This window comes from Prochlorococcus marinus CUG1416 (assembly GCF_017695965.1).
Classification (GTDB): Bacteria; Cyanobacteriota; Cyanobacteriia; order PCC-6307; family Cyanobiaceae; genus Prochlorococcus_A.
On sequence record NZ_JAAORM010000002.1, the window covers coordinates 473,474 to 493,933 of the forward strand.

Genomic DNA, 20,460 nt, shown 5'->3' on the forward strand with positions numbered 1-20,460 from the left:
CTATTAATAATTAAAATTATTTAATGAGTAAGAAAAAATTTTTATTCCAGAAAAAGTATTTTGATGGTTGGAATACATTAAATGACACGGTTATGGGCGGATCAAGCTCAGCTTTATGTGAAATTTCAAATTCTGGTTTGTTATTAAAGGGTATTATTGTCGAAAAAGCCGGAGGATTCGTTAGTTGTAGATCTTCTATATATAAACCTTCTTTAAATCTTTCTGAATATTCATCCTTTGAATTAAATATTGATGGACAAGGAAGAACTTTCAAATTTGCCGTCGCTTGTGAAGATGATCTACTTGGACTTACCGAATTTATTCCAGGTGGTCTAAGGTGGATTAAATCATTTCCAACAAAAAAATTCGGAACAACAAATGTTCAAATTCCTTTTAGTTCGCTTAAGCCCTCGGTAAGAGCTAATAAAGTAAGTTTCCCATTTAAATTCAAGCCATCTAAAATTAAAAGATTGCAATTACTACATTCTAAGTTTGGAGATGATGGATTACTTAATAATGAGTTTAAACAGGGTTCGATAAAAGTTTTAATTAAATCAATAAGTGTTTTTTGAAAATCCACCAAAGAATATAGAGAGCTTAATCGCTAAGTCAGCAGATATAACAAATAAACCTTTTGTTCATTCTGTAGTAAAAATAAATGGTGAATACGCAATTGAAGAAGAAGATATTGATTTGACTGTTAATATCCTATGTCGAGATAAAGAAGGTAAAAGATTAGAAATTTACGATCTTGAATTAGAACTTTTTAAATCGAATAAAGAGTTAGTTTTAGTAATCTCTAAGCTTAATTTTCCTGACGAACCAATATTATGGTGTGGAGTTAAAACATTATGGATGGATAGCAATAATGGGAAAAAATGTAACGCACCAAAATACAGCTCTAGATTGGAAAATTTAGCAAATAGGATAAAAAGTTTTATTGATTAAGAAAATAAACTTTGATCTGATTTATAAATCAGTTACTGCCCCTAGACTTGATGTGCTTACGATCCGCGAATATTTTGAAAGTATCCCTCTTTTGTATTTTTGTGTAGGTTTTACCCAATCTTTTTTTCTTTTTTCTAATTCTTCGTCAGACAAATCAACTTCAATTAGTTGATTTACGGCGTCTACGGTAATTAAATCACCTTGTTTTATTAGAGCAATATTTCCGCCGATGGCAGCCTCTGGAGCTATGTGACCCACAACTAGACCATAAGTACCACCGCTAAATCTGCCATCAGTAATTAAAGCCACCTTCTCTCCCAGTCCTTGACCAACAATTGCAGATGTAGGGGCTAACATTTCTCTCATGCCTGGCCCCCCTACAGGGCCTTCATTTCTAATAACAACAACATCACCAGCTTTAATATCATTATTTAATATAGATTTTAAGCAATCCTCTTCACTTTCGAATATCTTTGCTGGACCAGTTAGGACAGGGTTTTTTACTCCGCTAATTTTCGCTACAGAACCTTCGCTTGCTAGGTTGCCTTTTAAAATCGCTAGATGTCCTTTTTTATAAAGAGGATCATATATGTCTCTTATTACATCTTGATTCGCTGGAGGCTTATCTGGAATTTTCTGTAAGTATTCTGAGATGGTTTTACCTTCAATGTTTTTGCATTCGCCATGAATTAATCCTGCATTCAAAAGTATTTTCATTACTTGTGGAATACCTCCTGCATTATGAAGATCCACCGTTACATATTTACCACTCGGTTTAAGGTCACAAATGACTGGGACTTTTTGTCTTATCCTCTCAAAATCATTAATATTGATATCTATTCCTGCCGTATTTGCAATGGCTAAGATGTGCAAAACCGCATTTGTTGAACCTCCAATTGCCATAATTACTGATATTGCATTTTCAAATGCTTTCTTAGTCATTAGGTCTAGAGGTCTAATATCTTTTTCTATTGCAGAGACTAATATCTCAGCACTTTTATCTGCACTTAATTCTTTTTCAAGATCTTCAGCAGCCATCGTTGAACTGTGAGGAAGACTTAAACCTAATACTTCTATAACCGCAGACATTGTATTGGCTGTAAACATCCCGCCACAGCTACCAGCACCAGGAATACAATTTTTTTCAACTTGGATTAGCCTTTCTTCATTAATTTTTCCTGATGTTAATTGTCCTACAGCTTCAAATGCACTTACAACAGTAAGATCTTCTCCATTTAATTTGCCTGGTTTGATTGTTCCTCCATAAATGAAAATTGAGGGAATATTCATTCTTGCAATCGCTATCATGGCACCTGGCATATTTTTGTCACATCCTCCTATAGCAAGCACTCCATCCATACTCTGAGCATTGCACGCTGTTTCTATTGAATCAGCAATAACTTCTCTGGAAACTAGAGAATATTTCATGCCCTCTGTTCCCATAGAAATACCATCACTTACTGTAATCGTTCCAAACATTTGAGGCATCCCACCGGATCTTCTTATTGAATCTTCAGCTCTGAGAGCTAACTTATTTAACCCAATATTGCATGGTGTTATGGTGCTGTATCCATTTGCAACTCCAATAATAGGTTTATTAAAATCTTCATCACTAAATCCAACAGCTCTTAACATAGATCTGTTAGGGGATCTTTGCACACCTTGTGTTATTGCAGATGATCTTAGTTTATTCATGTTATTAGAGAACCTTTTTTATTCTATTGCCCTAACTCTTCAAGTTGCTTCCTCACATCAGCAATTGCAGAATTAAGTTGCTCAACTTTCTTCTCAAGATTCTCTCCTTCAACTTCATTTATATTTTCATTTGAATCAATCGCTTCAGAGCCGTCTTGAATTCTGGAAGAATACATCATTGCTTTTTGTTTTTTTTCCTCCTTTCTTTTGTCTGCTTCAGATATTAACCACCAAGCTAGACCAGCTGCTCCAATAAAAGCACCGCTTATTAATGATAAAAGATTATTTGAAGACGAATCTCTGTATTCAGACATTGGTAAAATATTTACTCCTACATTATATATTAGTTCTTATCTCGAAATATAGTACTCAAACGCAATAAAGGATTCCCAATACCCGGTACCAAAAATGTTGTCTTTTCGTCTTCCTCATCAATGCATGAGGTGTAGATTACCTGATTAGGGAATAATTTCGCAATTTCATTTAACCCTTTATTCGAGCAAATAGCAGTTATTAATAAAATCCTATTGGAATCAACTCCTAATTCCTTTAATTTTAATAAAGTCTCAATTGCTGTGGATTTTGTCGTTATTTGTTCCGAATAAAAAATAATTCCTTCATTTGATTCAATACTTTTAGGAATTTCTCCTAGTGAAAGGGTTGAATTAGGAATTACTTCTTTAGATCCTAACCAAAGAGATAAGCCTTCGGGCATCATTGCGAGAACTTTTATTGGATAATCATTATTAATAAAATATCCGTCCGTATCCCCATGATCAGTATTTACTATTTCTTTTTTATATGGCAACCAATTTCGTAATGCTTCATAAGTAAGCCATTTACCTAATTGTTCATATCCTGTTGAGTACAAAATATTTGGAGTGTTTTTTTCTCGCAATATTGAAAGCCAATGTTTTATTAATGGATGAGGAGGAACAATAACCTTTAGTGACATTGCCATATATTTTCCTTTAAGATACTCTTACAAACTTTAAATACATAAGTTCTAAAATACAGTCTTATTATGATTAAATCAATTAATTTCCCCACTCTAAAGAATGCGTTAATTACATTATTATTCATTGGAATTTTATTTTTTAATTCTGTAAATTCTGCATGGGCCAAACGTCCTCCTGAGATTAGAAACCAACAAGACCTTGATTTAGAGCCGGATATGCATGGTCAAGATTTAAGTGGTAACGAATTTGTTAAATATGATCTGAATGGATTTAATTTCAGTGAAAGTAATTTGGAGGGTGCGGTATTTAATAATAGTAAATTGCAAAACTCAAAGTTTACGGGTGCCAATTTAAGAGACGCACTTGCCTATGCAACAGACTTTACAGATGCAGATCTTTCAGATGTTAATTTTACCAATGCTTTATTAATGGAGAGTAATTTCGACGGAGCAATAATAGATGGCGCGGATTTTACGGATGCTGTTCTTAGTCGAACACAACAGAAACAATTGTGTGCTATTGCTAATGGCACAAATAGTTCTACAGGAGAGAGTACAGAATATAGCTTAGGATGTTAATCATTTAGTATGAAAAAGAAAATACCAGTAATAGTAGTTTCAGGATTTCTTGGTTCAGGTAAAACAACTTTTCTTAGATATTTATTAAAAGAGAGTAATAAAAAATTTGGTTTAATAATCAATGAATTTGGTGATGTTGGAATTGACGGCGATTTGATTAAAAGTTGTGATAAATGTGATGAATCTGAAGACGACTGTGTAATCGAATTAAACAACGGATGTTTATGTTGTACTGTTCAAGATGATTTTGTTCCATCAATAAAAGCTCTCCTTGAATTTAATCCTCCTATCGATTCAATAATTATTGAAACAAGTGGCTTGGCACTGCCAATCCCCTTAATTCAAGCTCTTAACTGGCCTGAAATAAGGTCTTCTATCTATCTCGATGTAGTAGTTGGGATTGTAAACGGAGAATCAATGCTTAATGGTTCACCAATTAATGATTTAAATAAAATAACAAAACAATATAATGAAACCGATAAAATTGATCACAATGCCTCTATAGATGAACTTTTTGAGGAACAATTAGAAGTTTCTGATATCGTTTTAGTCTCTAGATCAGATATCTTAAATGATGATCAATTTGATTTTGTAAAAAATAAAATCCAAGGAAGTCTAAACTCATCTGTGCCAGTCCTTAAATCCAAAAATGGCAAAATTGATTTAAATTATCTATTTGATTTTAATTTTAAAAAAGAAACTTATAAAGAATTTTTAACGGAAGAACATGACCACAATCATGTTGAGCTTGTATCAGATTCAATTAAATTAAATTATTTCCTTGAAAAAAATGACTTTGAAAAAGAGATGTCAAAAATCTTGGATGAATTGAATATTCTTCGAATAAAAGGACGCATATGGATACCAAACAAATCATTACCTTTACAAATACAAATAGTTGGTAAAAAAATTAATACTTGGTTTGAAGAGGCTCCAGATCATTGTTGGAGACCAAATGATAATGCTGGCCTTGAATTAGTCATAATTTCATTTGATGAGAAATCGATAAAAACTTTTAATAGAAAAATTAAAGAGAAATTTAAGATTTTAAGTGACCCAAAAATAAGGATTTGATTTTATAGTTACTGTCGGGATATTTAGAAGAGTTAACAGTCCTTAATGAAAAATTCAAAAATTGCTTTAAAAGAAATTATCTCTGATGATGCATTCTCTATTAATAAAATTAAATGTTCCAAATGTGGAGGTTCAGGAAATTTTAAAACACCTGAAAATTCAAGAAGAACTTGCTTAGTTTGTTTTGGTAAAGGCTACATAAATATTTAATAATTCAGAAAACCTTAAAGTAAAAATATTTGTTTATTAATCAAGAGTACTTTTTATTAAAATTTAAACTAATCTTCTAGTAGAAATTAATTTTTAATTGGACCAATTTGCTGTAAAAGTTTTTGTAAGACTAAGACCCTCAGTTTTAGATCCGGCAGGGGAAGCTACCAAATCTGCTTCTATAAAACTTGGAGCCGAGGGAATAAAATCATTACGTATAGGAAAAATGATTGAAGTAAAAATAGAAGGTAATGGGGAAAACGAAGTTAGAGAAAAAATTGATTTATTGTGTGATAGGTTATTTGCAAATACTGTCATTGAAGATTACGAGTATTCACTAGAAAAATTATAAAATGGATAATTTCACTGTAGGAGTTGTAGTCTTTCCTGGATCTAATTGTGATCGTGACGTTTCATGGGCATTGGAAGGTTGTTTAGATATGAGAACAAAATATTTGTGGCATGAGTCTTCAGATTTAAGTGATGTGGATGCAATAGTTTTACCTGGAGGATTTAGCTATGGTGATTATTTAAGATGCGGAGCAATTGCGAGATTCTCTCCATTAATAAATGCCTTGAACGACTTTGTTAAAAGCGGAAAAAGAGTTTTAGGAATATGTAATGGCTTTCAAATTTTGACAGAATCAGGTTTTTTGCCTGGTGCCCTAGTTTCAAATAAAAATCTAAATTTCATCTGTGATGATGTTGAACTTGATATTGTTTCTTCAAAAGGAGGTTGGTTTAATAATGTAGATAAAAAACAAACTATTAATTTGCCAATAGCTCATGGGGAAGGAAGATATCATTGTGATTCTGATACTTTAAAGAAACTTGTAGATAATGAATTGATTGCTTTGAAATACAAAAATAATCCTAATGGATCCTTATTCGATATCGCAGGCATAACTAATGAAAAGGGAAATGTTTTAGGTTTAATGCCCCATCCAGAGCGAGCGTGTGACGAGGTAATTGGTGGGACTGATGGTCTCTTTACATTAAAATCATTAATATTGAAATAAAAAAAAGACCTCCAAGTTTGGAGGTCTTTTTTGTTTGACTTGGTTAGGAATTAAACAGTCGCTTTTACTTTTGGATCTAAAGCACCTTTTGCATAAAGATCAGCAAAATAATTAGTGCTGTTTTGTTTGATTTTACTTGCTTGACCTTCACACCAGAACTGCTTGTATCTATCAAGACAAACTTGCTTCATGTATTTTCTAGCAGGTTTGTTGAAATGTCTTGGGTCGAAGTTTGCCTTGTCAGCAAATGCGGCCTCTCTTACAGCAGCAGTGAAAGCAAGCCTGTTGTCTGTATCAATGTTAACTTTCCTGACTCCATTTCTTATCCCCTCTTGAATCTCTTCAACAGGAACACCATATGTTTGAGGAATTTCACCACCATATTTGTTAATGATATCCAACCATTCCTGTGGAACTGAACTAGATCCATGCATTACAAGATGGGTATTTGGAAGTGCTTTATGAATTTCAGCAATTCTGCTTATTGCAAGAACCTCTCCTGTAGGTTTTCTTGTGAATTTATAAGCACCATGACTTGTACCTATAGCAATAGCTAAAGCGTCAACTTTTGTTTTAGCAACAAAATCTGCAGCTTCATCAGGATCAGTCAAAAGCATATCTGTAGAAAGTTCACCTTCAAATCCATGACCATCTTCAGCCTCACCTTTTCCTGTCTCTAATGAACCCAAGCATCCTAATTCTCCTTCAACACTAACCCCAACTGAATGAGCAAAATCAACTACTTTTTTAGTGACTGCAACATTATATTCGTAACTAGCTGGTGTTTTTGCATCTGCCTCTAGAGACCCATCCATCATTACTGATGTGAAACCATTTATTGCTGCTGAATAGCATGTAGATGGCTCGTTACCATGGTCTTGGTGCATTACGACTGGAATATTTGGATAGGTTTCAGTTGCAGCAAGTATTAAATGACGTAGGAAAATTTCTCCTGCATAACTTCTTGCCCCTCTTGAAGCTTGGAGGATTACAGGACTATCAGTTTCATATGCTGCTTCCATGATTGCTTGAACTTGCTCAAGGTTATTAACATTGAAAGCTGGAATACCGTAACCATTCTCAGCAGCGTGATCTAAAAGTAGTCTTAGTGGAACGAGGGCCATAATTAAAATAAGTTAGATGCTATACAAAGCACTTGTTTCCGCGAGTTTAGTACAAAGAGGGATCAAATGTCACGTAATTAGATATACAAAATCTATATTTTTATATTCAACCCACTCTTCGAAGATTCTCTTATTGCTTCGCAAACTTTATGACTTGCAAGTCCCTCACACAAGCCTGGGATTACAGGTGTTTTATTAATTATACTCTCAGCCCATAAATTTTGAATTCTCAAGACTGGAGCTATCCTGCCATCAGTCCATGTTTTTTCAAAATTAAAAATTGAATCTGCAGATAGATTTTGTACTTTATTTTCGTTGTTTGAATATTTCAAATTAAAACCATGAACATAATCTTTTTGGTTCTCGCTTTTAAGAATAAGTGAACCTTCTCTTCCATAAATTTCTAAACTAAATCCTCTACCGTTCCTAGAAATCGATGATAAAGATACCTGGCATGGAATAAGATTCGAACTGTAGTTTGATATTTCTATGTTAGCTAGACAAACATCCTCGCTAGTAACATCATTTAAATTAGAGGAATTAGGTAAAGGTCTTTTTTTTATTGATGTTGCTAACTTGCCAGATACGTTTATTGATTCTCCAAAAAACCAATTCAACATATCGAATGCATGAGTACCTAAGGCACCAATGACTCCTCCACCTTTTTCTTCCAAAGAATACCAATTCCATACTCTTTTAGGGTCTGATCTGCTTCCCATTAACCAATCTAATTTGACTAAATATATATCTCCTAAAATATTTTCATCAATAAGTTTTTTTGTCTGAAGGAAAAGGGGTACTGCTCTGTATTCGAAATCAACACATACGCTTAAGTTATTAATCAAAGATATTCTCTGAAGCTCCTCAATTTCAGAAGACGATATTGAAACAGGTTTTTCAAGTAGCAAATTCTTATTATTCTCAAGCGCTTGTTTTGCTAATTTAAATCTTGATTCAGGAGGGGTCGCAATAATAATTCCATCAATTTCTGGAGATTTTACTAAGTCTTCCCAATTATGAAAGAACTCTAATCCCGTTTCTTTCTCTAAAATCGATTTTTGTTTTTCCTCATAATGATAAATAGCTACAGGCTTTAAATAAACAGACTCTTTTAATGCCTCTAAATGAACTTTTTTCCCAAACCCAAGTCCAGCTATTGCTATTTTTAATTTTTTATTTTTAGTATTCATTCTTATCCATTAATAAACTCTGAACAACTACTTTCAATAACAACATCTATTAGTTCATCATTATTAGAAGCTTGCCATTTTGAATTAAATTGAGGAATTCCATTTATAGAAGTATCTTTGAACTTTTTTTTATCGCAATTAATTCTCATTACATAAAGTGATAACGCTCCTTTATCTGAATTAGTTGGATTTTTAAAAAACTTGGTCAGGACACTTATTTCACCATTTGGAAGCGGTTTAATACTCCCTTTATCAAGCCATTCTTTCCCATCATTATTCTCTTTTAGGAGAACCCAATCAACATTTCCTATTGCATTTGAATAGGAAGAAAAATTTAAAATGAAAAATAAAAGAGTTAATGAAAAATAAAATAAATTAGAAATAATTTTCATCTTATGTGTTTGCTTCTGCAAGTGCTTTTACACCGTGAATTTTTAAAATTTTGGTCAAAGTATCCTTGAGATCTTTCCTTTTTACTATTACATCAACAAAACCATGCTCAAGAAGATATTCAGCTGTTTGAAAATTATCGGGTAATTTTTCTCTTAATGTCTGTTCAATAACCCTTCTACCAGCAAATCCTATAAGAGCTTTAGGTTCCGCCAAAATTAAATCACCTAACATCGCAAAGCTGGCTGTTACCCCTCCAGTAGTTGGATGAGTTAATAAGGGCATATATAGAAGATTTTTTTCTTTATGTTTTTTTAGTGCTCCAGATATTTTTGCCATTTGCATGAGACTTAGCATGCCTTCTTGCATCCTTGCTCCACCTGATGCGCAAACAATTAGAACTGGGTAGTTTTCTATAGTTGCTCTCTCAATTATCCTTGTAATTTTTTCACCAACTACTGAACCCATGGATCCCCCCATAAATCTAAAATCCATAACAGCTAATGCTAAAGGGATTGAATTTACAGAACAGAAACCTGTTATGACTCCATCTCTTAAACCTGTACCTGCTTGACTTTCTTTGATTCGATCAGCATATGCCCTTCTATCTTTAAAACCTAAAGGATCTGTAGGACTTAGTGAACTGTCAAATTCTTTGAATGAATTTTTATCAGCTATTATACTTATCCTTTCATCGCTATTAATCCTATTGTGGTGTCCACAATTACTACAAACATTGAAATTTGAAATTAGATCTTTTCTATAAGCCACTTGGGAACATTCTGAGCATTTAACCCACAAACCATCCGCCTCGTCAGTATCTTGCGAAACTTTCCCAACAAATTGATCTTTACGCCTTGCGGCAAACCAGTCGATTAATGACACAACGTTACCTGTTTTTTCTATTTAAATCTAAGTAAGGTACTTTTATCAAGAAAGATATATAAATATTTGAGATTTTTAGATTAGGAACTCCTTAATCCTTAGAAAAAATATAAGTATTTGAGTTAATAATTAAAAATTAATTATTAATTATCCTTTATTTTTCTCCTCAATCATTTTATGAATTATTGGAGTAAGAATAAGTTCCATTGCGAAACCCATTTTTCCACCATTTACAACGATACTGGTTGGACTTGACATAAATGAATCGTGTATCATTCCAAGCAAGTATTGAAAATCAATTCCCCATTTTTCTCTCGCCCCTTTTCTGAAATGTATAATCACAAAGCTCTCGTCAGGAGTTGGAATATTCCTGCATATGAAAGGATTGGAAGTGTCAATTGTAGGAATTCTTTGGAAATTAATATCGGTTTTACTAAATTGTGGACAAATGTGATTTATGTAATCAGGCATTCTTCTCAATATAGTATCAACAATGGTTTCAGCTGAGTAACCTCTTTCTGCGTTATCTCTATGAATTTTTTGAATCCATTCTAAATTTGTTATCGGAACAACTCCAACAAGTAAGTCAGCATAAGATGCCACATTGTATCCATCACCTTCCACCCCGCCATGTAACCCTTCATAAAATAGTACGTCTGTCCCCTCAGGAATATCTTCCCATGGAGTAAATTGTCCTGGCTCTAAGGATGTCCCAAGTCTTGTATTATGTTCTTCCGCTTCTTCAGGACTATGTAGATAATATCTTTTCTTCCCTCCTCCAGTTTCACCATAGATTTTAAAAAGTTCTTCTAGCTTGTCAAAAAGATTAGCCTCTGGACCAAAGTGAGAAAAATTTTCACCTTTTGAAAGAGCCTCTGCCATAGCTTTTTTCATAGGCATTCTCTCAAACCTGTGATAACTATCACCTTCTACAACGGCGGGAACAATATCTTCTCTGGCAAAAATATGCTCAAAGGCTCTTTTTACTGTACTTGTTCCTGCTCCTGAAGATCCTGTTACAGCGACTACTGGATGACGTTTTGACATTTTATAAAAACAATATCTAATGATTCTGACAGGTCATATGCCAACTTTATGTTCAACTTAAAAATATTTTTTTATTTATTAATTTATTTTTAAATTTCATCTATTATTTTATCTCCGATTTCACTGCAAGATAATACTGCGGAAGACCCATCAGCTAAATCAGCTGTTCTAAATCCTTTTGATAAAACTTTATCAACAGCAGTTTCTAAACTTTCTGCGGCTTCTTCTTCATTTAAACCAATTTTTAACATCATGGAAGCGGATAAAAGCATCGCAATAGGATTTGCTATGTTTTTACCAGCTATATCAGGAGCCGAACCATGAACAGGTTCAAAAACTCCTGGCCCATTATTGTTTAGAGATGCAGATGGAAGCATACCAATAGAACCAGTTAACATTGCGGCTAAATCGCTTAAAATATCACCAAATAAATTACTAGTTAAAATCACATCAAATTGACCAGGATCTCTAACTAATTGCATTGCTGCATTATCAACGTACATATTGCTTAAAGATATATTTTTATCTTTCGAGGTGATATTTAAAACTGTATCTCTCCACAATTGACTAACCTCAAGAACGTTTGATTTATCAACAGAACATATTTTTTTATTTCTTTGGTTAGCAATTTTTATTGCTATTTCAGTTATTCTCTCTATTTCGTCCGCATCATAAACCATCGTATTGAAAGCTTTTGGGATTTTTGTATTTGTTATTTGCCCTCTTGGTTTTCCAAAATAAATACCTCCTATTAATTCTCTTACAACAATAAGATCTACATTCTCAACAATTTCTTTTTTTAATGAACTTGAATCTAAAAGAGATTTTCTTATTTTGACAGGCCTGATATTTGCGAAAAGGTTTAGGGCAGATCTTAACTTTAGTAAGCCAGTTTCAGGTCTTAATTCTCTTTCAAGAGAGTCATATTTAATATCTCCAACACATGCTAAAAGTACTGCATCACTTTTTTTGCATTGATCTAGTGTCTCATCTGGAGCAGGAGTCCCATATTTTTCATAAGCTATCCCTCCAAATAATTTTTCAATAATCTCAATTTCGAAATTATGATTTTTTGAAAGCTTTTTTAAAACTTTTTTTGAAACTTCTGAAATCTCTGGTCCAATTCCATCTCCTGACAATAAAACAATTTTATATTTCTTCATTTAAATTTTTGTTTAATAGAACAATAAATTATTGCTTGTCTAATTGTCTAAGTTTTTTTGCTAATTCTGGTAATTTTTTAAAAATACTTGAACTCCTTAGCCATGATTTATTATCCATCGCGGGGAAACCACTAATTACCTTGCCATCTTCTATATCGCAATGGATGCCGCATTTTGAACTTGCTATGACATTATTCCCAACTTTTACTCTATTATTTACGCCTACTTGTCCTGCCAAAATAACCCCATCCCCAATTTTTGCTCCTCCAGCGATACCAACTTGAGCTGCAAATGCACAATTCTTACCGATTTTAACTCCATGACCTATTTGTATTAAATTATCCAACTTTGTTCCCTCATCAATAAAAGTAAATCCTACTGCAGGTCTATCAATACAGCAATTTGTTCCAATTTCTACAAAACTCATTATTTTTACACCACCTTTTTGAGGCATCTTTACCCATTTACCATCTTTAGGAATAAAACCAAATCCCTCTGATCCAATAACAGAATTTGAATTAATTACACAATTATTTTTTAGAGTGGTATTTTCGTAAATAACACAATTTGGATGGATTATATTATTATCTCCTATTCGAACATTTCCTAAAATTGATGTTCCAGGGAGTATATGATTATTCTCACCAATTACAGTATTTTCTCCAATATAGACATTAGGTCCAATATGGCAATCTGCTCCAATTATTGCTGTTTTATCTATAAAGGCTGAAGCGTGAATCCCAGCTTTGAAATTGATAGGTTTAGATAAACAATCCAATACTTCTGCAAATGCAATTCTTGGATTTTTAACAATTATGTTTGATATATTGAGTTTCTTTAGGGAACTAACAATTTCATTGTTGTTAGAAGTTATTATTGCTGATGCTTTAGTTTGATCTAATTTTTCTTTAAGGATATTATTTTCTTCTAAAAAAGATATTTGATGGTTATCTGCATCATCTAATGAGGCAGCATCATCTATATTTAAATCTTCAACAATATTGGCACTAATAAAATTTGAATTTCCTTTTTTTATTAGATCAACTAAATCACTTAAAAGCATTTTTCAGTTTTAATTTTTTCTAAGAGAGAGCAAGAACATCTCTATGTACGACAATTATCGAGGAGTTGTTATTTTCTTTATTATTTAAGATACTTCTTAATTTGTCGCTACTTATTGATACTAAACCTTTTGCAACTTCTTGATCATTTGTATTTACGATTTTAACTGCCTGATTAATCGTAAAGTTTCCTTCTACATTCTTAACACCAACCGCTAAGAGTGAGGCACCTTTTTTTTTAATTGCAAAAGAAGCGCCATCATCTAAAGTAATTTTCCCTACTGTTTGAATTGCATGTGAAAGCCAACTTTTTTTGTTTCCAATAGGTTTTTCTACTGGATAAAATAAAGTTCCAATTTTATTATCATTAAATATTTTAATTAAGTTTTTTTTATTAGTTCCATCAACTAGTTGGACTTCGACTCCTCCTTTTGTTGCTATTTCTGCAGAAATTAATTTTGTAGAAATTCCTCCTGTTCCCCATTCATTATTTGAGTTTTGAATATTTTTATCTTTAATATCCTTTAATTCACTATTATGAACTTCTTTAATAGGTTGCGCATCTTTATTATTACGTGGATCTTTTGAGTATAGATTTTCAATATCGGTTAATAAAATAAGCTTGTTAGCATTTATAGCCAAGGCAACTAAAGCAGAGAGGGTATCATTATCCCCATATTTAAGCTCTTCATTTGCTACGGTATCATTTTCATTTACTATTGGAATAACATTCAAATCGATTAATCTTTTTAAAGTTTTAGAAGCGTTATTAAAGGATTCTCGTGAATTGAAATCAGCTTTAGTTATTAAAATTTGAGCAATTTTAAGATCTAATTTATTAAATACTTTATCGTATAAGGACATTAAATTAACTTGACCTACTGCAGCAGTAGCTTGAAGGGTACTTAAATCATTTGGCCTTGTTTTAATATTTAACTTTTGGCAACCTAATCCAACGGCTCCACTAGTTACTAAGATTAACTTGTTTCCTTTTGAAAGAAAACTTGTAAAGGATCTAGAAAGGTTTTCAATAACTTCTTCTGTAGATGTTTCCTCTGTTCCTCTTAAAATACTAGTACCAATTTTTATAACCCAAGTTTTCATTTTATAAAATGAGAAATTAATTTTTCTATTGTCAAAGTTAAATTAAATTTTATAGGCAAGCCATCTCTATTTAATCTCTTAACTAATATTGTTTTTATATCACATCTATTCCCAACAATAATATCTGTAAAAATTCTGTCGCCAATAATGGCTATATTTTTTGGCTCTCTGCCAATTTCTTTGATAGCAGACAAAGTTACATTTTTTCTAGGTTTTGATGCATTGTATTTATACCTTAAATTTAATTCTTTCGCTATTTTTGCGATTCTTTTTTTTGATGGATTATTACTTATTAGATATAAGGAGAAAAGTTTTTTAGATTCTATGATCCAATTTTTTACAGCTTTTGGGATCATATTTGATTTTCTATTTACTAGAGTCCCATCCACGTCTAACAATAAAGAATTAATTCCTTTTTTTTGCAACTCAGATTGAGAAATATTATATATTGGTAAGTTTGAATCCCAATTGACTTTTAGGATAGATCTCATTTATTTTAAGAACTACTTTTTTCAAGCTCAGTTTCAATCAAAGGTTGAATTTTATCGAACTCATCATCTTCAACTAATAAGGCACCTTTGTCTTTTAATTTACCCACAATAAAAAAAGGATCTAGTGGTATGTATAAGCCATATTCTTGGTCAAAAAGATTAAAGTTAACGAGCAATTCATAACTCTCACTATCATCATCGACGTAATCTTCTTCTAATTCATCGTAAATTGGTTCTTCAAGTTCTCCTGATACTGTTAATGTAACTGCTGATCTGATAAGTCTTAAATCATGTTCTTGAAGGACTGCTTCAGCATTTTTTAGTATTTGTTCATTTTTATCTATTTTCTCAATTAGTTCAGGTTCATCTTTTTCATTTATCTTAAAAAGACTTACTGGTGTATCAACTGGCGTTAATAAAGCATATTCTTGGCCTTCAACACTTACTAATTGTTCAAGATAACAAAATAGCTCGTTTCCATTTGAGTCATTTAATAAAAGAGTCTGTGCATCATAATTGTCATTTGAATTGGCTTCTTTCATTTAAAAATTATCTATCCTTTTTAATACTAATATTTTATCTGACGTTTACCAGCTATTTCTTCTAATTCAGGACCTTCTTCGATCCATTGTTCAAGTATTATTTTTGCTGAAAAACTATCAATCAATCCGGATTTATCTTTTTTTATTCCAAATCTTTCTGAAGATTCCCAAGTTGAACTATGTTCGTTGACATAAGAAAATGGAAGCTTTAATTCATTTGCAAGTATTTGACCGTAATTTTTACAGTCAATAGCTTGAGTGGTCATTTGACCTTCCTCATCTAGCGGAATACCCACAATAAAACCAGTCAAATTAAATTCATTTATATAATTCCTAATGATTTTAATCTCTTGATTATTTTCAAATCGTTTTACTGCTGGAAGTATATTTGATGTTATGCAGAGGGGATCACAATAAGCTAATCCTATTCTTTTGGTACCTATATCCAAACTCAAAATTGACTTGGGTTTGGGTTTGCAAAACTTCACTTTGTTTTTAATGGAAAAGGAGATGGATATGGATTACCTTGTGGACTTAATTTTTCAAAGATTGATTCCAAAGATTGATTTATTATATTTACTTGTTTGGCTTCATTCTTAACTATTGTGTTCCTGATAAGAATTATTTCTTGATTTTTTTCTTTGAGATTACATTCTTCGAGAAAAAGATTTAATTGAGAATTTTCTTTATAGGTTTTTAAATATGAAACAGGTGATTTTTCAAAAAATCTTTTTATAAATTCTTTTAAAATAGAATTGAATCTTTTATCCCAATATCTACTTATAGTTAATGTATAAATTTCTTCGTTTTGATAATTTATATCTTTTAAAATGGTACATAAGACTGAATTTTCATATATTAAGGCACCACTTTTAGAGTTATTTCTTTTAAGAATGTCGTCTTGATCAAAATCTAAAATATTTCTTATTAAGGGGGATTGATTCGATCTTATGAAATTCACTATCTTTAATATATTTTGTTTATTAATTTTTTGGAATTCATTAATTAATTGAGAGGCATTGTTATTTTGCTTCATAGATTTATTTAGATCAGTACCATCCCAAAGGATTATCTCTCCTAAAGGCTGAAAGCCTAATTCTCTTGAGGTTGATATGAGGTCAACATTATTTATATCAGCGTTAATTATCCAACTTGAAGTTTTGATGTCTTTTATTGAGATAGATTTTTTTATCAATCCTAAAGTTAATTGTTTATCTGTTAAATAACACTTGTTGTTAATCAACTTGGGCTTAGATATTTTTAAGCAAGTCTCCTTTTTATTTAAAGGAAAAATATTCAAATAACCAATAATTTCGTTTCCATATATAGCAATTATGCATTTATTTTTATTTTTCTTAAGATTATTTAAAAAACTTTTTAAGTCGTCAAAGGTATTTATAATTGCCATCTTTAAAAACCAATTATTCAATTCTTTATTTTTAATATCTATTAAAAGATTAATGTGCCTTATATGGAGTTCTTCAAAAGTTACTTCTATTCCTTTTTTAGATTGAAAAGAATAAGAGGTATCTTTTTTCATTTACTTTTTTTCTCTTATTAATACTATAGGGGTTTTTTCATCTCCATTGCCAGCTGGATTAGATATTAAGTTTCTTTTGAGTATTTTGTTTACTTTTTTATTTGAACTAGCTAAGACTTTCACACCTCCAAGATCATTAACATCGACTACAGCAACATCTATATTTAGATAGTTCGAGACCTCCCTACAAAATAACTCCGCATTGAGAGGACCCATAACTATACTCTTGTCGTAAGGCGTAACTGTACCGCTTATATCATCAATGAGAGATGATTCTGAACCAGTTAACCTATAAAACATACCTTTAATACCAACTAATTTGAAGAGAAATCCAACAATTAGTGCAAAGGTTATTCTTGTGACTCCAATTCTATTTATTAACAATTGCATTCCGCAAGCTGTTGCGAGACTGCTTGTAGGGTGAAAAAAATAACATAAAGCTTTCGAAAATAAACTATAGTCTAAATTTTGAGGGGAAATATATCTATTTTGCATAATCGCTAGCGGACTCTCACCGATGGTTAAAATATCATTTTTTTCTACAATTCCATTACAGTATTTGATCACAGTATTTACTGGATTATCAAAGCAACCAAGTAAATCAGTTTTAATAGCAAAAGCATTATATTTATTATTTATTGGAATTTCAAAAACTTCTTTCGGCCTTTGTTTTTGACCATCTAAATTAATTAACAAACAATCATTATTAGTTGAAATTCCAAAATGTCCATAGTTCTCCCAATATATTTTTAACCATAGATATTTTATTTTTTTTCTAAAATTATTATTGCTAAATCTATATATGATTCTTACAAATAATTCTGCATTTGACTTGATAATTGTTGTTGGCCAGTAATTATTTAAATTCTTAATTTTATTATTTTCATATATATAAATATCTTCTTGATAATTTAAATTCTGGCAATATTCGTTTCCTTTACTTTTAAAAAAATCCAATTCAAAATTCATATTAGTTACCATTGTCTCTTTGGTTTTACTTTTATTAGTTATTTTTAAATCAATAATTAATTCGTTTAAACCATCCTTTTTTTTGATTTTGTAATTTATGGGTACCAGATCTAACTTTGATTTGGGTGAGTTTTTAATATATAAATCTGAAAGAATTAAAAAAAACAGTAAAAATAAAAGGATATTTATAAATAACATGTTTTCAAATTGTTAATTATTTTTAGTGTCTTTTGTTTCTGAAATTGTACTATTGTATTCATTAAAAGCTTCTACTGAAAATGAGCTATCAGTTTCTATTTCGATTCCTGTTGATTCACTAATAAGTTTGTTCAAATCACCAAAGTCAACCATCCCATTGCTATCAAATTTAACTTGTCCATTACTATCAATAATAATTGTTTGAGGAATTAATCCATTCCAATAAAAATTGGGTTGAGTTGGTAGATCAGATTTCAATTCATTTTGTAATTCATCTGTGGTTAAAGCAATAATATCTATATTTTCCCTCCATATTAAATCTAAACCTGATATGACCGGAGCCATTGCTTTGCTGTCAGAACTATCGTCAAGGTAGAAAAATAGAATAGATACCCTTTTATTCTTTAATGAATCCTTGAGTGTTGTCTTTGGAGGAACTATTGCACCATTACCTGCATATATAGGAAAGATGTTGCCGTCATAACTATTAGTATCTCTATAAGCATTTGCTTTATATGGACTTAAGAAGATTAATGCTATTAAGAACCATTGAAATATTTTCATTAAAGATTTAAAACTTACTTGGAACTTGATCTTCCTAATCCTTGGAGGATTCCTTTACCAACTAAACCGATAGCTTTGCCTACGACTTTTGTTAGGAAAGTTACGAAAAGATTACCGATATACTTTACCGCAATTTCTAACTGGGGTGCTACGGCATCTCTTATCTCAACTAATAATGTAACTTGTTTTTGAAGCCATTCTAAATTCTCTAGTTCTTTCTCCCTATTTTCATTTTTAAAGTATCGGGTAAACTTTTCATCTATAATATCAATATATTCTCTTTTACTCTCATATAAGTATATAGGCATATAAATGTAGTCATGCCAGCGATTGTAGTTATTAATATTATTTCTGAACCTTTCAAAATTTCTTGTTGATTGTAACTCAGGATTTATAAGTACAGTTCTTAATTCAGGCCAAGAAGAACAAATATTAAAGATCTCAGAAGCCAATAAATTACAGTTCCTTATTGTCCAATTCGAAATTATGTTTTCAAGTATTAGAAATGATTCTGTCTCATATAAAGGTAGTAATTTTCCATCATACTCAAGAGCTTCATTTTTAATAATTGGCTCAATAAACATTATTGATTCATGAGATTCTCTATCTATCTCTTCACAACTTACTTCACTGTAAATAAAATCATTTATTGAAATAGATTCGTTTCCTTTTCTTAATCTAAAATAGCTGTCTGTAATGTTTGATATCGTATTAACTTTAAGTTCTTTTATAAGAGAATTTAAATCATCTTTAAAATCATTTTCTTTATAGTTTTCTTTAATATTTTTTACTAAATTATTTAATTCGTCTAACATTTTGACTATTAGACGTGAAATGAACTCTTTCTTTATTCCAGAGAGAATTATTGATGAATTATTAAATTCAACCTGTAAGTTAGTTGAGCTATATCTTTCTTTTAGTCTATTTAAGATTAAATTCCATATTTCTATAGTATCTTTATCTTTAATAAATATAGTATTTTTATTTTCAAGATTAATTGTATTCTCGGTATAAATCGCCTCTGTATAAAGTTCTAGTGAATTACCCCATAAGAAAATAAGAAAAGATTTAGCAGTAATAAGTTCTCTTAGTCTTCCTTTTAAAATAAATTTATAAAATTCTGGAGTTGAATCAGAGTTAAGATATTTGAATATATAGTTAATTTCAGAATCTATTTGTTTAAGACCAGAAGTTAGAATTTTTTGACTAAAAGAGAGAGGCTTATTTTTGTTTAATTGAACTCGGGAATTATTTTCAATATCAAAGACCCTTCCTCCATTTAAAATGGTATCAATGGATTCAAGAACTTTTTCTGCACTGGGATTTAAAAGAAAACCTTCAGCATTTAACGATGGAGAGGTATTTGCTTCATAAATAAGTTCTCCAGAGAGAATTATAAGAAACTTTGACTCATCATATCTTTCTCTTAATTTTAATAATTCTAACCTTATAAGATCTTCTGATTGGAAATTAAGAACATTCCATATAACTAAATCCGGAGTTTTATCACCTGTTCCATTATTAAAATTAATGTCTAAATTTTGGTCTAGTGATGTTAACTTAAGCGATAAAGATTCTGCTATTAAGCTTGGAGCAATAATCAATATCGATTTTTTTGAAATTAATTCCAAGACTAGATTTCTTATCTCTAATACAAAATTAACTAACAATTACTGCAAACACCAGCCTTAAATCAATTTTTACAATCT

25 protein-coding genes are annotated in these 20,460 nt (G+C 31.1%); 7 read left to right on the forward strand and 18 right to left on the reverse strand.

Annotation, left to right across the window (positions count from 1 at the left end; genetic code table 11):
• The first annotated feature begins 23 nt into the window (after positions 1-23).
• Positions 24-572 carry a CIA30 family protein gene (locus tag HA146_RS03970; protein ID WP_209108260.1) on the forward strand — a complete coding sequence of 183 codons (549 nt, stop codon included), beginning with the start codon at positions 24-26 and terminating at the stop codon, positions 570-572.
• On the forward strand, positions 562-948 hold the full coding sequence (locus HA146_RS03975) for a coat-like protein (protein WP_209108261.1): 387 nt from the start codon (positions 562-564) through the stop codon (positions 946-948). The genes HA146_RS03970 and HA146_RS03975 overlap by 11 nt, the downstream gene beginning before the upstream one ends.
• A gap of 21 nt (positions 949-969) precedes the next feature.
• On the opposite strand, the gene ilvD is transcribed toward HA146_RS03975, so the two are convergent.
• From ilvD to HA146_RS03990, 3 genes are read right to left on the reverse strand one after another with little or no spacing between them, the layout of a single operon-like run.
• Positions 970-2,643 carry a dihydroxy-acid dehydratase gene (gene ilvD, locus HA146_RS03980; RefSeq protein ID WP_209108262.1) on the reverse strand — a complete coding sequence of 558 codons (1,674 nt, stop codon included), beginning with the start codon at positions 2,641-2,643 and terminating at the stop codon, positions 970-972.
• A 23-nt stretch (positions 2,644-2,666) separates the two neighbouring features.
• Positions 2,667-2,957, reverse strand: coding sequence for a hypothetical protein (locus tag HA146_RS03985; RefSeq protein ID WP_011376338.1), 291 nt, complete (start codon positions 2,955-2,957; stop codon positions 2,667-2,669).
• 29 nt (positions 2,958-2,986) lie between these two features.
• Positions 2,987-3,604, reverse strand: coding sequence for a uracil phosphoribosyltransferase (locus tag HA146_RS03990; protein WP_209108263.1), 618 nt, complete (start codon positions 3,602-3,604; stop codon positions 2,987-2,989).
• 63 nt (positions 3,605-3,667) lie between these two features.
• Here HA146_RS03990 and HA146_RS03995 point away from each other — a divergent pair, with 63 nt between their 5' ends.
• The 5 genes from HA146_RS03995 to purQ all read left to right on the forward strand — a co-directional run bounded on the left by HA146_RS03995 (position 3,668) and on the right by purQ (position 6,483).
• Entirely contained in the window at positions 3,668-4,180 is a 513-nt protein-coding gene (locus HA146_RS03995; RefSeq protein WP_209108264.1) for a pentapeptide repeat-containing protein, read from the forward strand.
• Between the two features lie 9 nt (positions 4,181-4,189).
• Entirely contained in the window at positions 4,190-5,254 is a 1,065-nt protein-coding gene (locus HA146_RS04000; protein ID WP_209108265.1) for a GTP-binding protein, read from the forward strand.
• A gap of 45 nt (positions 5,255-5,299) precedes the next feature.
• Positions 5,300-5,464, forward strand: coding sequence for a hypothetical protein (locus tag HA146_RS04005; protein ID WP_209108266.1), 165 nt, complete (start codon positions 5,300-5,302; stop codon positions 5,462-5,464).
• 97 nt (positions 5,465-5,561) lie between these two features.
• Positions 5,562-5,816: a phosphoribosylformylglycinamidine synthase subunit PurS gene (gene purS / locus HA146_RS04010; protein WP_011376342.1), complete on the forward strand. Its 255-nt coding sequence runs from the start codon at positions 5,562-5,564 to the stop codon at positions 5,814-5,816.
• A gap of 1 nt (position 5,817) precedes the next feature.
• A complete protein-coding gene (gene purQ, locus HA146_RS04015) occupies positions 5,818-6,483 on the forward strand; it encodes a phosphoribosylformylglycinamidine synthase subunit PurQ (protein ID WP_209108267.1) in 666 nt (221 codons plus the stop codon).
• A 50-nt stretch (positions 6,484-6,533) separates the two neighbouring features.
• Here purQ and fba read toward each other — a convergent pair whose 3' ends face one another.
• The 15 genes from fba to HA146_RS04090 form a co-directional block, all read right to left on the reverse strand.
• Positions 6,534-7,607, reverse strand: a complete 1,074-nt coding sequence (gene fba, locus HA146_RS04020) for a class II fructose-bisphosphate aldolase (protein WP_209108268.1) — start codon at positions 7,605-7,607, stop codon at positions 6,534-6,536.
• 92 nt (positions 7,608-7,699) lie between these two features.
• A complete protein-coding gene (locus HA146_RS04025) occupies positions 7,700-8,797 on the reverse strand; it encodes a Gfo/Idh/MocA family protein (RefSeq protein WP_209108269.1) in 1,098 nt (365 codons plus the stop codon).
• A gap of 2 nt (positions 8,798-8,799) precedes the next feature.
• Entirely contained in the window at positions 8,800-9,189 is a 390-nt protein-coding gene (locus HA146_RS04030) for a hypothetical protein (RefSeq protein ID WP_209108270.1), read from the reverse strand.
• Between the two features lies 1 nt (position 9,190).
• The gene (accD, locus tag HA146_RS04035; RefSeq protein ID WP_209108271.1) at positions 9,191-10,072 is read right to left on the reverse strand and encodes an acetyl-CoA carboxylase, carboxyltransferase subunit beta; all 882 of its coding nucleotides are present in this window, start codon (positions 10,070-10,072) and stop codon (positions 9,191-9,193) included.
• A gap of 147 nt (positions 10,073-10,219) precedes the next feature.
• A complete protein-coding gene (locus HA146_RS04040) occupies positions 10,220-11,119 on the reverse strand; it encodes a phosphoribulokinase (RefSeq protein ID WP_032522338.1) in 900 nt (299 codons plus the stop codon).
• Positions 11,120-11,208: 89 nt separating this feature from the next.
• On the reverse strand, positions 11,209-12,282 hold the full coding sequence (leuB, locus tag HA146_RS04045; RefSeq protein WP_209108272.1) for a 3-isopropylmalate dehydrogenase: 1,074 nt from the start codon (positions 12,280-12,282) through the stop codon (positions 11,209-11,211).
• Between the two features lie 28 nt (positions 12,283-12,310).
• A complete protein-coding gene (lpxD, locus tag HA146_RS04050) occupies positions 12,311-13,345 on the reverse strand; it encodes a UDP-3-O-(3-hydroxymyristoyl)glucosamine N-acyltransferase (RefSeq protein WP_209108273.1) in 1,035 nt (344 codons plus the stop codon).
• A 19-nt stretch (positions 13,346-13,364) separates the two neighbouring features.
• Positions 13,365-14,447 carry a glutamate 5-kinase gene (proB, locus tag HA146_RS04055; protein WP_209108274.1) on the reverse strand — a complete coding sequence of 361 codons (1,083 nt, stop codon included), beginning with the start codon at positions 14,445-14,447 and terminating at the stop codon, positions 13,365-13,367.
• Positions 14,444-14,938, reverse strand: coding sequence for a YqeG family HAD IIIA-type phosphatase (locus HA146_RS04060; RefSeq protein ID WP_209108275.1), 495 nt, complete (start codon positions 14,936-14,938; stop codon positions 14,444-14,446). Before HA146_RS04060 ends, proB begins: the two co-directional genes overlap by 4 nt.
• A gap of 5 nt (positions 14,939-14,943) precedes the next feature.
• The gene (locus HA146_RS04065) at positions 14,944-15,480 is read right to left on the reverse strand and encodes a DUF3727 domain-containing protein (protein ID WP_011818296.1); all 537 of its coding nucleotides are present in this window, start codon (positions 15,478-15,480) and stop codon (positions 14,944-14,946) included.
• A 26-nt stretch (positions 15,481-15,506) separates the two neighbouring features.
• Positions 15,507-15,968 carry a Holliday junction resolvase RuvX gene (ruvX, locus tag HA146_RS04070; RefSeq protein ID WP_209108276.1) on the reverse strand — a complete coding sequence of 154 codons (462 nt, stop codon included), beginning with the start codon at positions 15,966-15,968 and terminating at the stop codon, positions 15,507-15,509.
• Positions 15,965-17,020 carry a hypothetical protein gene (locus tag HA146_RS04075; protein WP_209108277.1) on the reverse strand — a complete coding sequence of 352 codons (1,056 nt, stop codon included), beginning with the start codon at positions 17,018-17,020 and terminating at the stop codon, positions 15,965-15,967. The genes ruvX and HA146_RS04075 overlap by 4 nt, the downstream gene beginning before the upstream one ends.
• Complete coding sequence (locus HA146_RS04080; RefSeq protein WP_209108278.1) at positions 17,021-18,187, reverse strand: hypothetical protein; 1,167 nt, start codon at positions 18,185-18,187, stop codon at positions 17,021-17,023.
• 12 nt (positions 18,188-18,199) lie between these two features.
• Complete coding sequence (locus HA146_RS04085) at positions 18,200-18,751, reverse strand: thylakoid membrane photosystem I accumulation factor (protein ID WP_209108279.1); 552 nt, start codon at positions 18,749-18,751, stop codon at positions 18,200-18,202.
• A 14-nt stretch (positions 18,752-18,765) separates the two neighbouring features.
• Entirely contained in the window at positions 18,766-20,382 is a 1,617-nt protein-coding gene (locus HA146_RS04090) for a DUF3685 domain-containing protein (RefSeq protein ID WP_209108483.1), read from the reverse strand.
• Positions 20,383-20,460: the final 78 nt, after the last annotated feature.

Coding starts and splice junctions, on each gene's coding strand:
- HA146_RS03995 (WP_209108264.1), top strand. CDS start 3,668: ATGATTAAATCAATTAATTTCCCCACTCTAAAGAATGCGTTAATTACA.
- fba (WP_209108268.1), bottom strand. CDS start 7,607: ATGGCCCTCGTTCCACTAAGACTACTTTTAGATCACGCTGCTGAGAAT.
- HA146_RS04075 (WP_209108277.1), bottom strand. CDS start 17,020: ATGAAAAAAGATACCTCTTATTCTTTTCAATCTAAAAAAGGAATAGAA.
- purQ (WP_209108267.1), top strand. CDS start 5,818: ATGGATAATTTCACTGTAGGAGTTGTAGTCTTTCCTGGATCTAATTGT.
- HA146_RS03990 (WP_209108263.1), bottom strand. CDS start 3,604: ATGGCAATGTCACTAAAGGTTATTGTTCCTCCTCATCCATTAATAAAA.
- HA146_RS04085 (WP_209108279.1), bottom strand. CDS start 18,751: ATGAAAATATTTCAATGGTTCTTAATAGCATTAATCTTCTTAAGTCCA.
- HA146_RS04025 (WP_209108269.1), bottom strand. CDS start 8,797: ATGAATACTAAAAATAAAAAATTAAAAATAGCAATAGCTGGACTTGGG.
- HA146_RS03970 (WP_209108260.1), top strand. CDS start 24: ATGAGTAAGAAAAAATTTTTATTCCAGAAAAAGTATTTTGATGGTTGG.
- HA146_RS04000 (WP_209108265.1), top strand. CDS start 4,190: ATGAAAAAGAAAATACCAGTAATAGTAGTTTCAGGATTTCTTGGTTCA.
- HA146_RS04060 (WP_209108275.1), bottom strand. CDS start 14,938: ATGAGATCTATCCTAAAAGTCAATTGGGATTCAAACTTACCAATATAT.
- HA146_RS04040 (WP_032522338.1), bottom strand. CDS start 11,119: ATGTCAAAACGTCATCCAGTAGTCGCTGTAACAGGATCTTCAGGAGCA.
- ilvD (WP_209108262.1), bottom strand. CDS start 2,643: ATGAATAAACTAAGATCATCTGCAATAACACAAGGTGTGCAAAGATCC.
- HA146_RS04080 (WP_209108278.1), bottom strand. CDS start 18,187: ATGTTATTTATAAATATCCTTTTATTTTTACTGTTTTTTTTAATTCTT.
- HA146_RS04065 (WP_011818296.1), bottom strand. CDS start 15,480: ATGAAAGAAGCCAATTCAAATGACAATTATGATGCACAGACTCTTTTA.
- HA146_RS04030 (WP_209108270.1), bottom strand. CDS start 9,189: ATGAAAATTATTTCTAATTTATTTTATTTTTCATTAACTCTTTTATTT.
- HA146_RS04005 (WP_209108266.1), top strand. CDS start 5,300: ATGAAAAATTCAAAAATTGCTTTAAAAGAAATTATCTCTGATGATGCA.
- HA146_RS03985 (WP_011376338.1), bottom strand. CDS start 2,957: ATGTCTGAATACAGAGATTCGTCTTCAAATAATCTTTTATCATTAATA.
- lpxD (WP_209108273.1), bottom strand. CDS start 13,345: ATGCTTTTAAGTGATTTAGTTGATCTAATAAAAAAAGGAAATTCAAAT.
- proB (WP_209108274.1), bottom strand. CDS start 14,447: ATGAAAACTTGGGTTATAAAAATTGGTACTAGTATTTTAAGAGGAACA.
- leuB (WP_209108272.1), bottom strand. CDS start 12,282: ATGAAGAAATATAAAATTGTTTTATTGTCAGGAGATGGAATTGGACCA.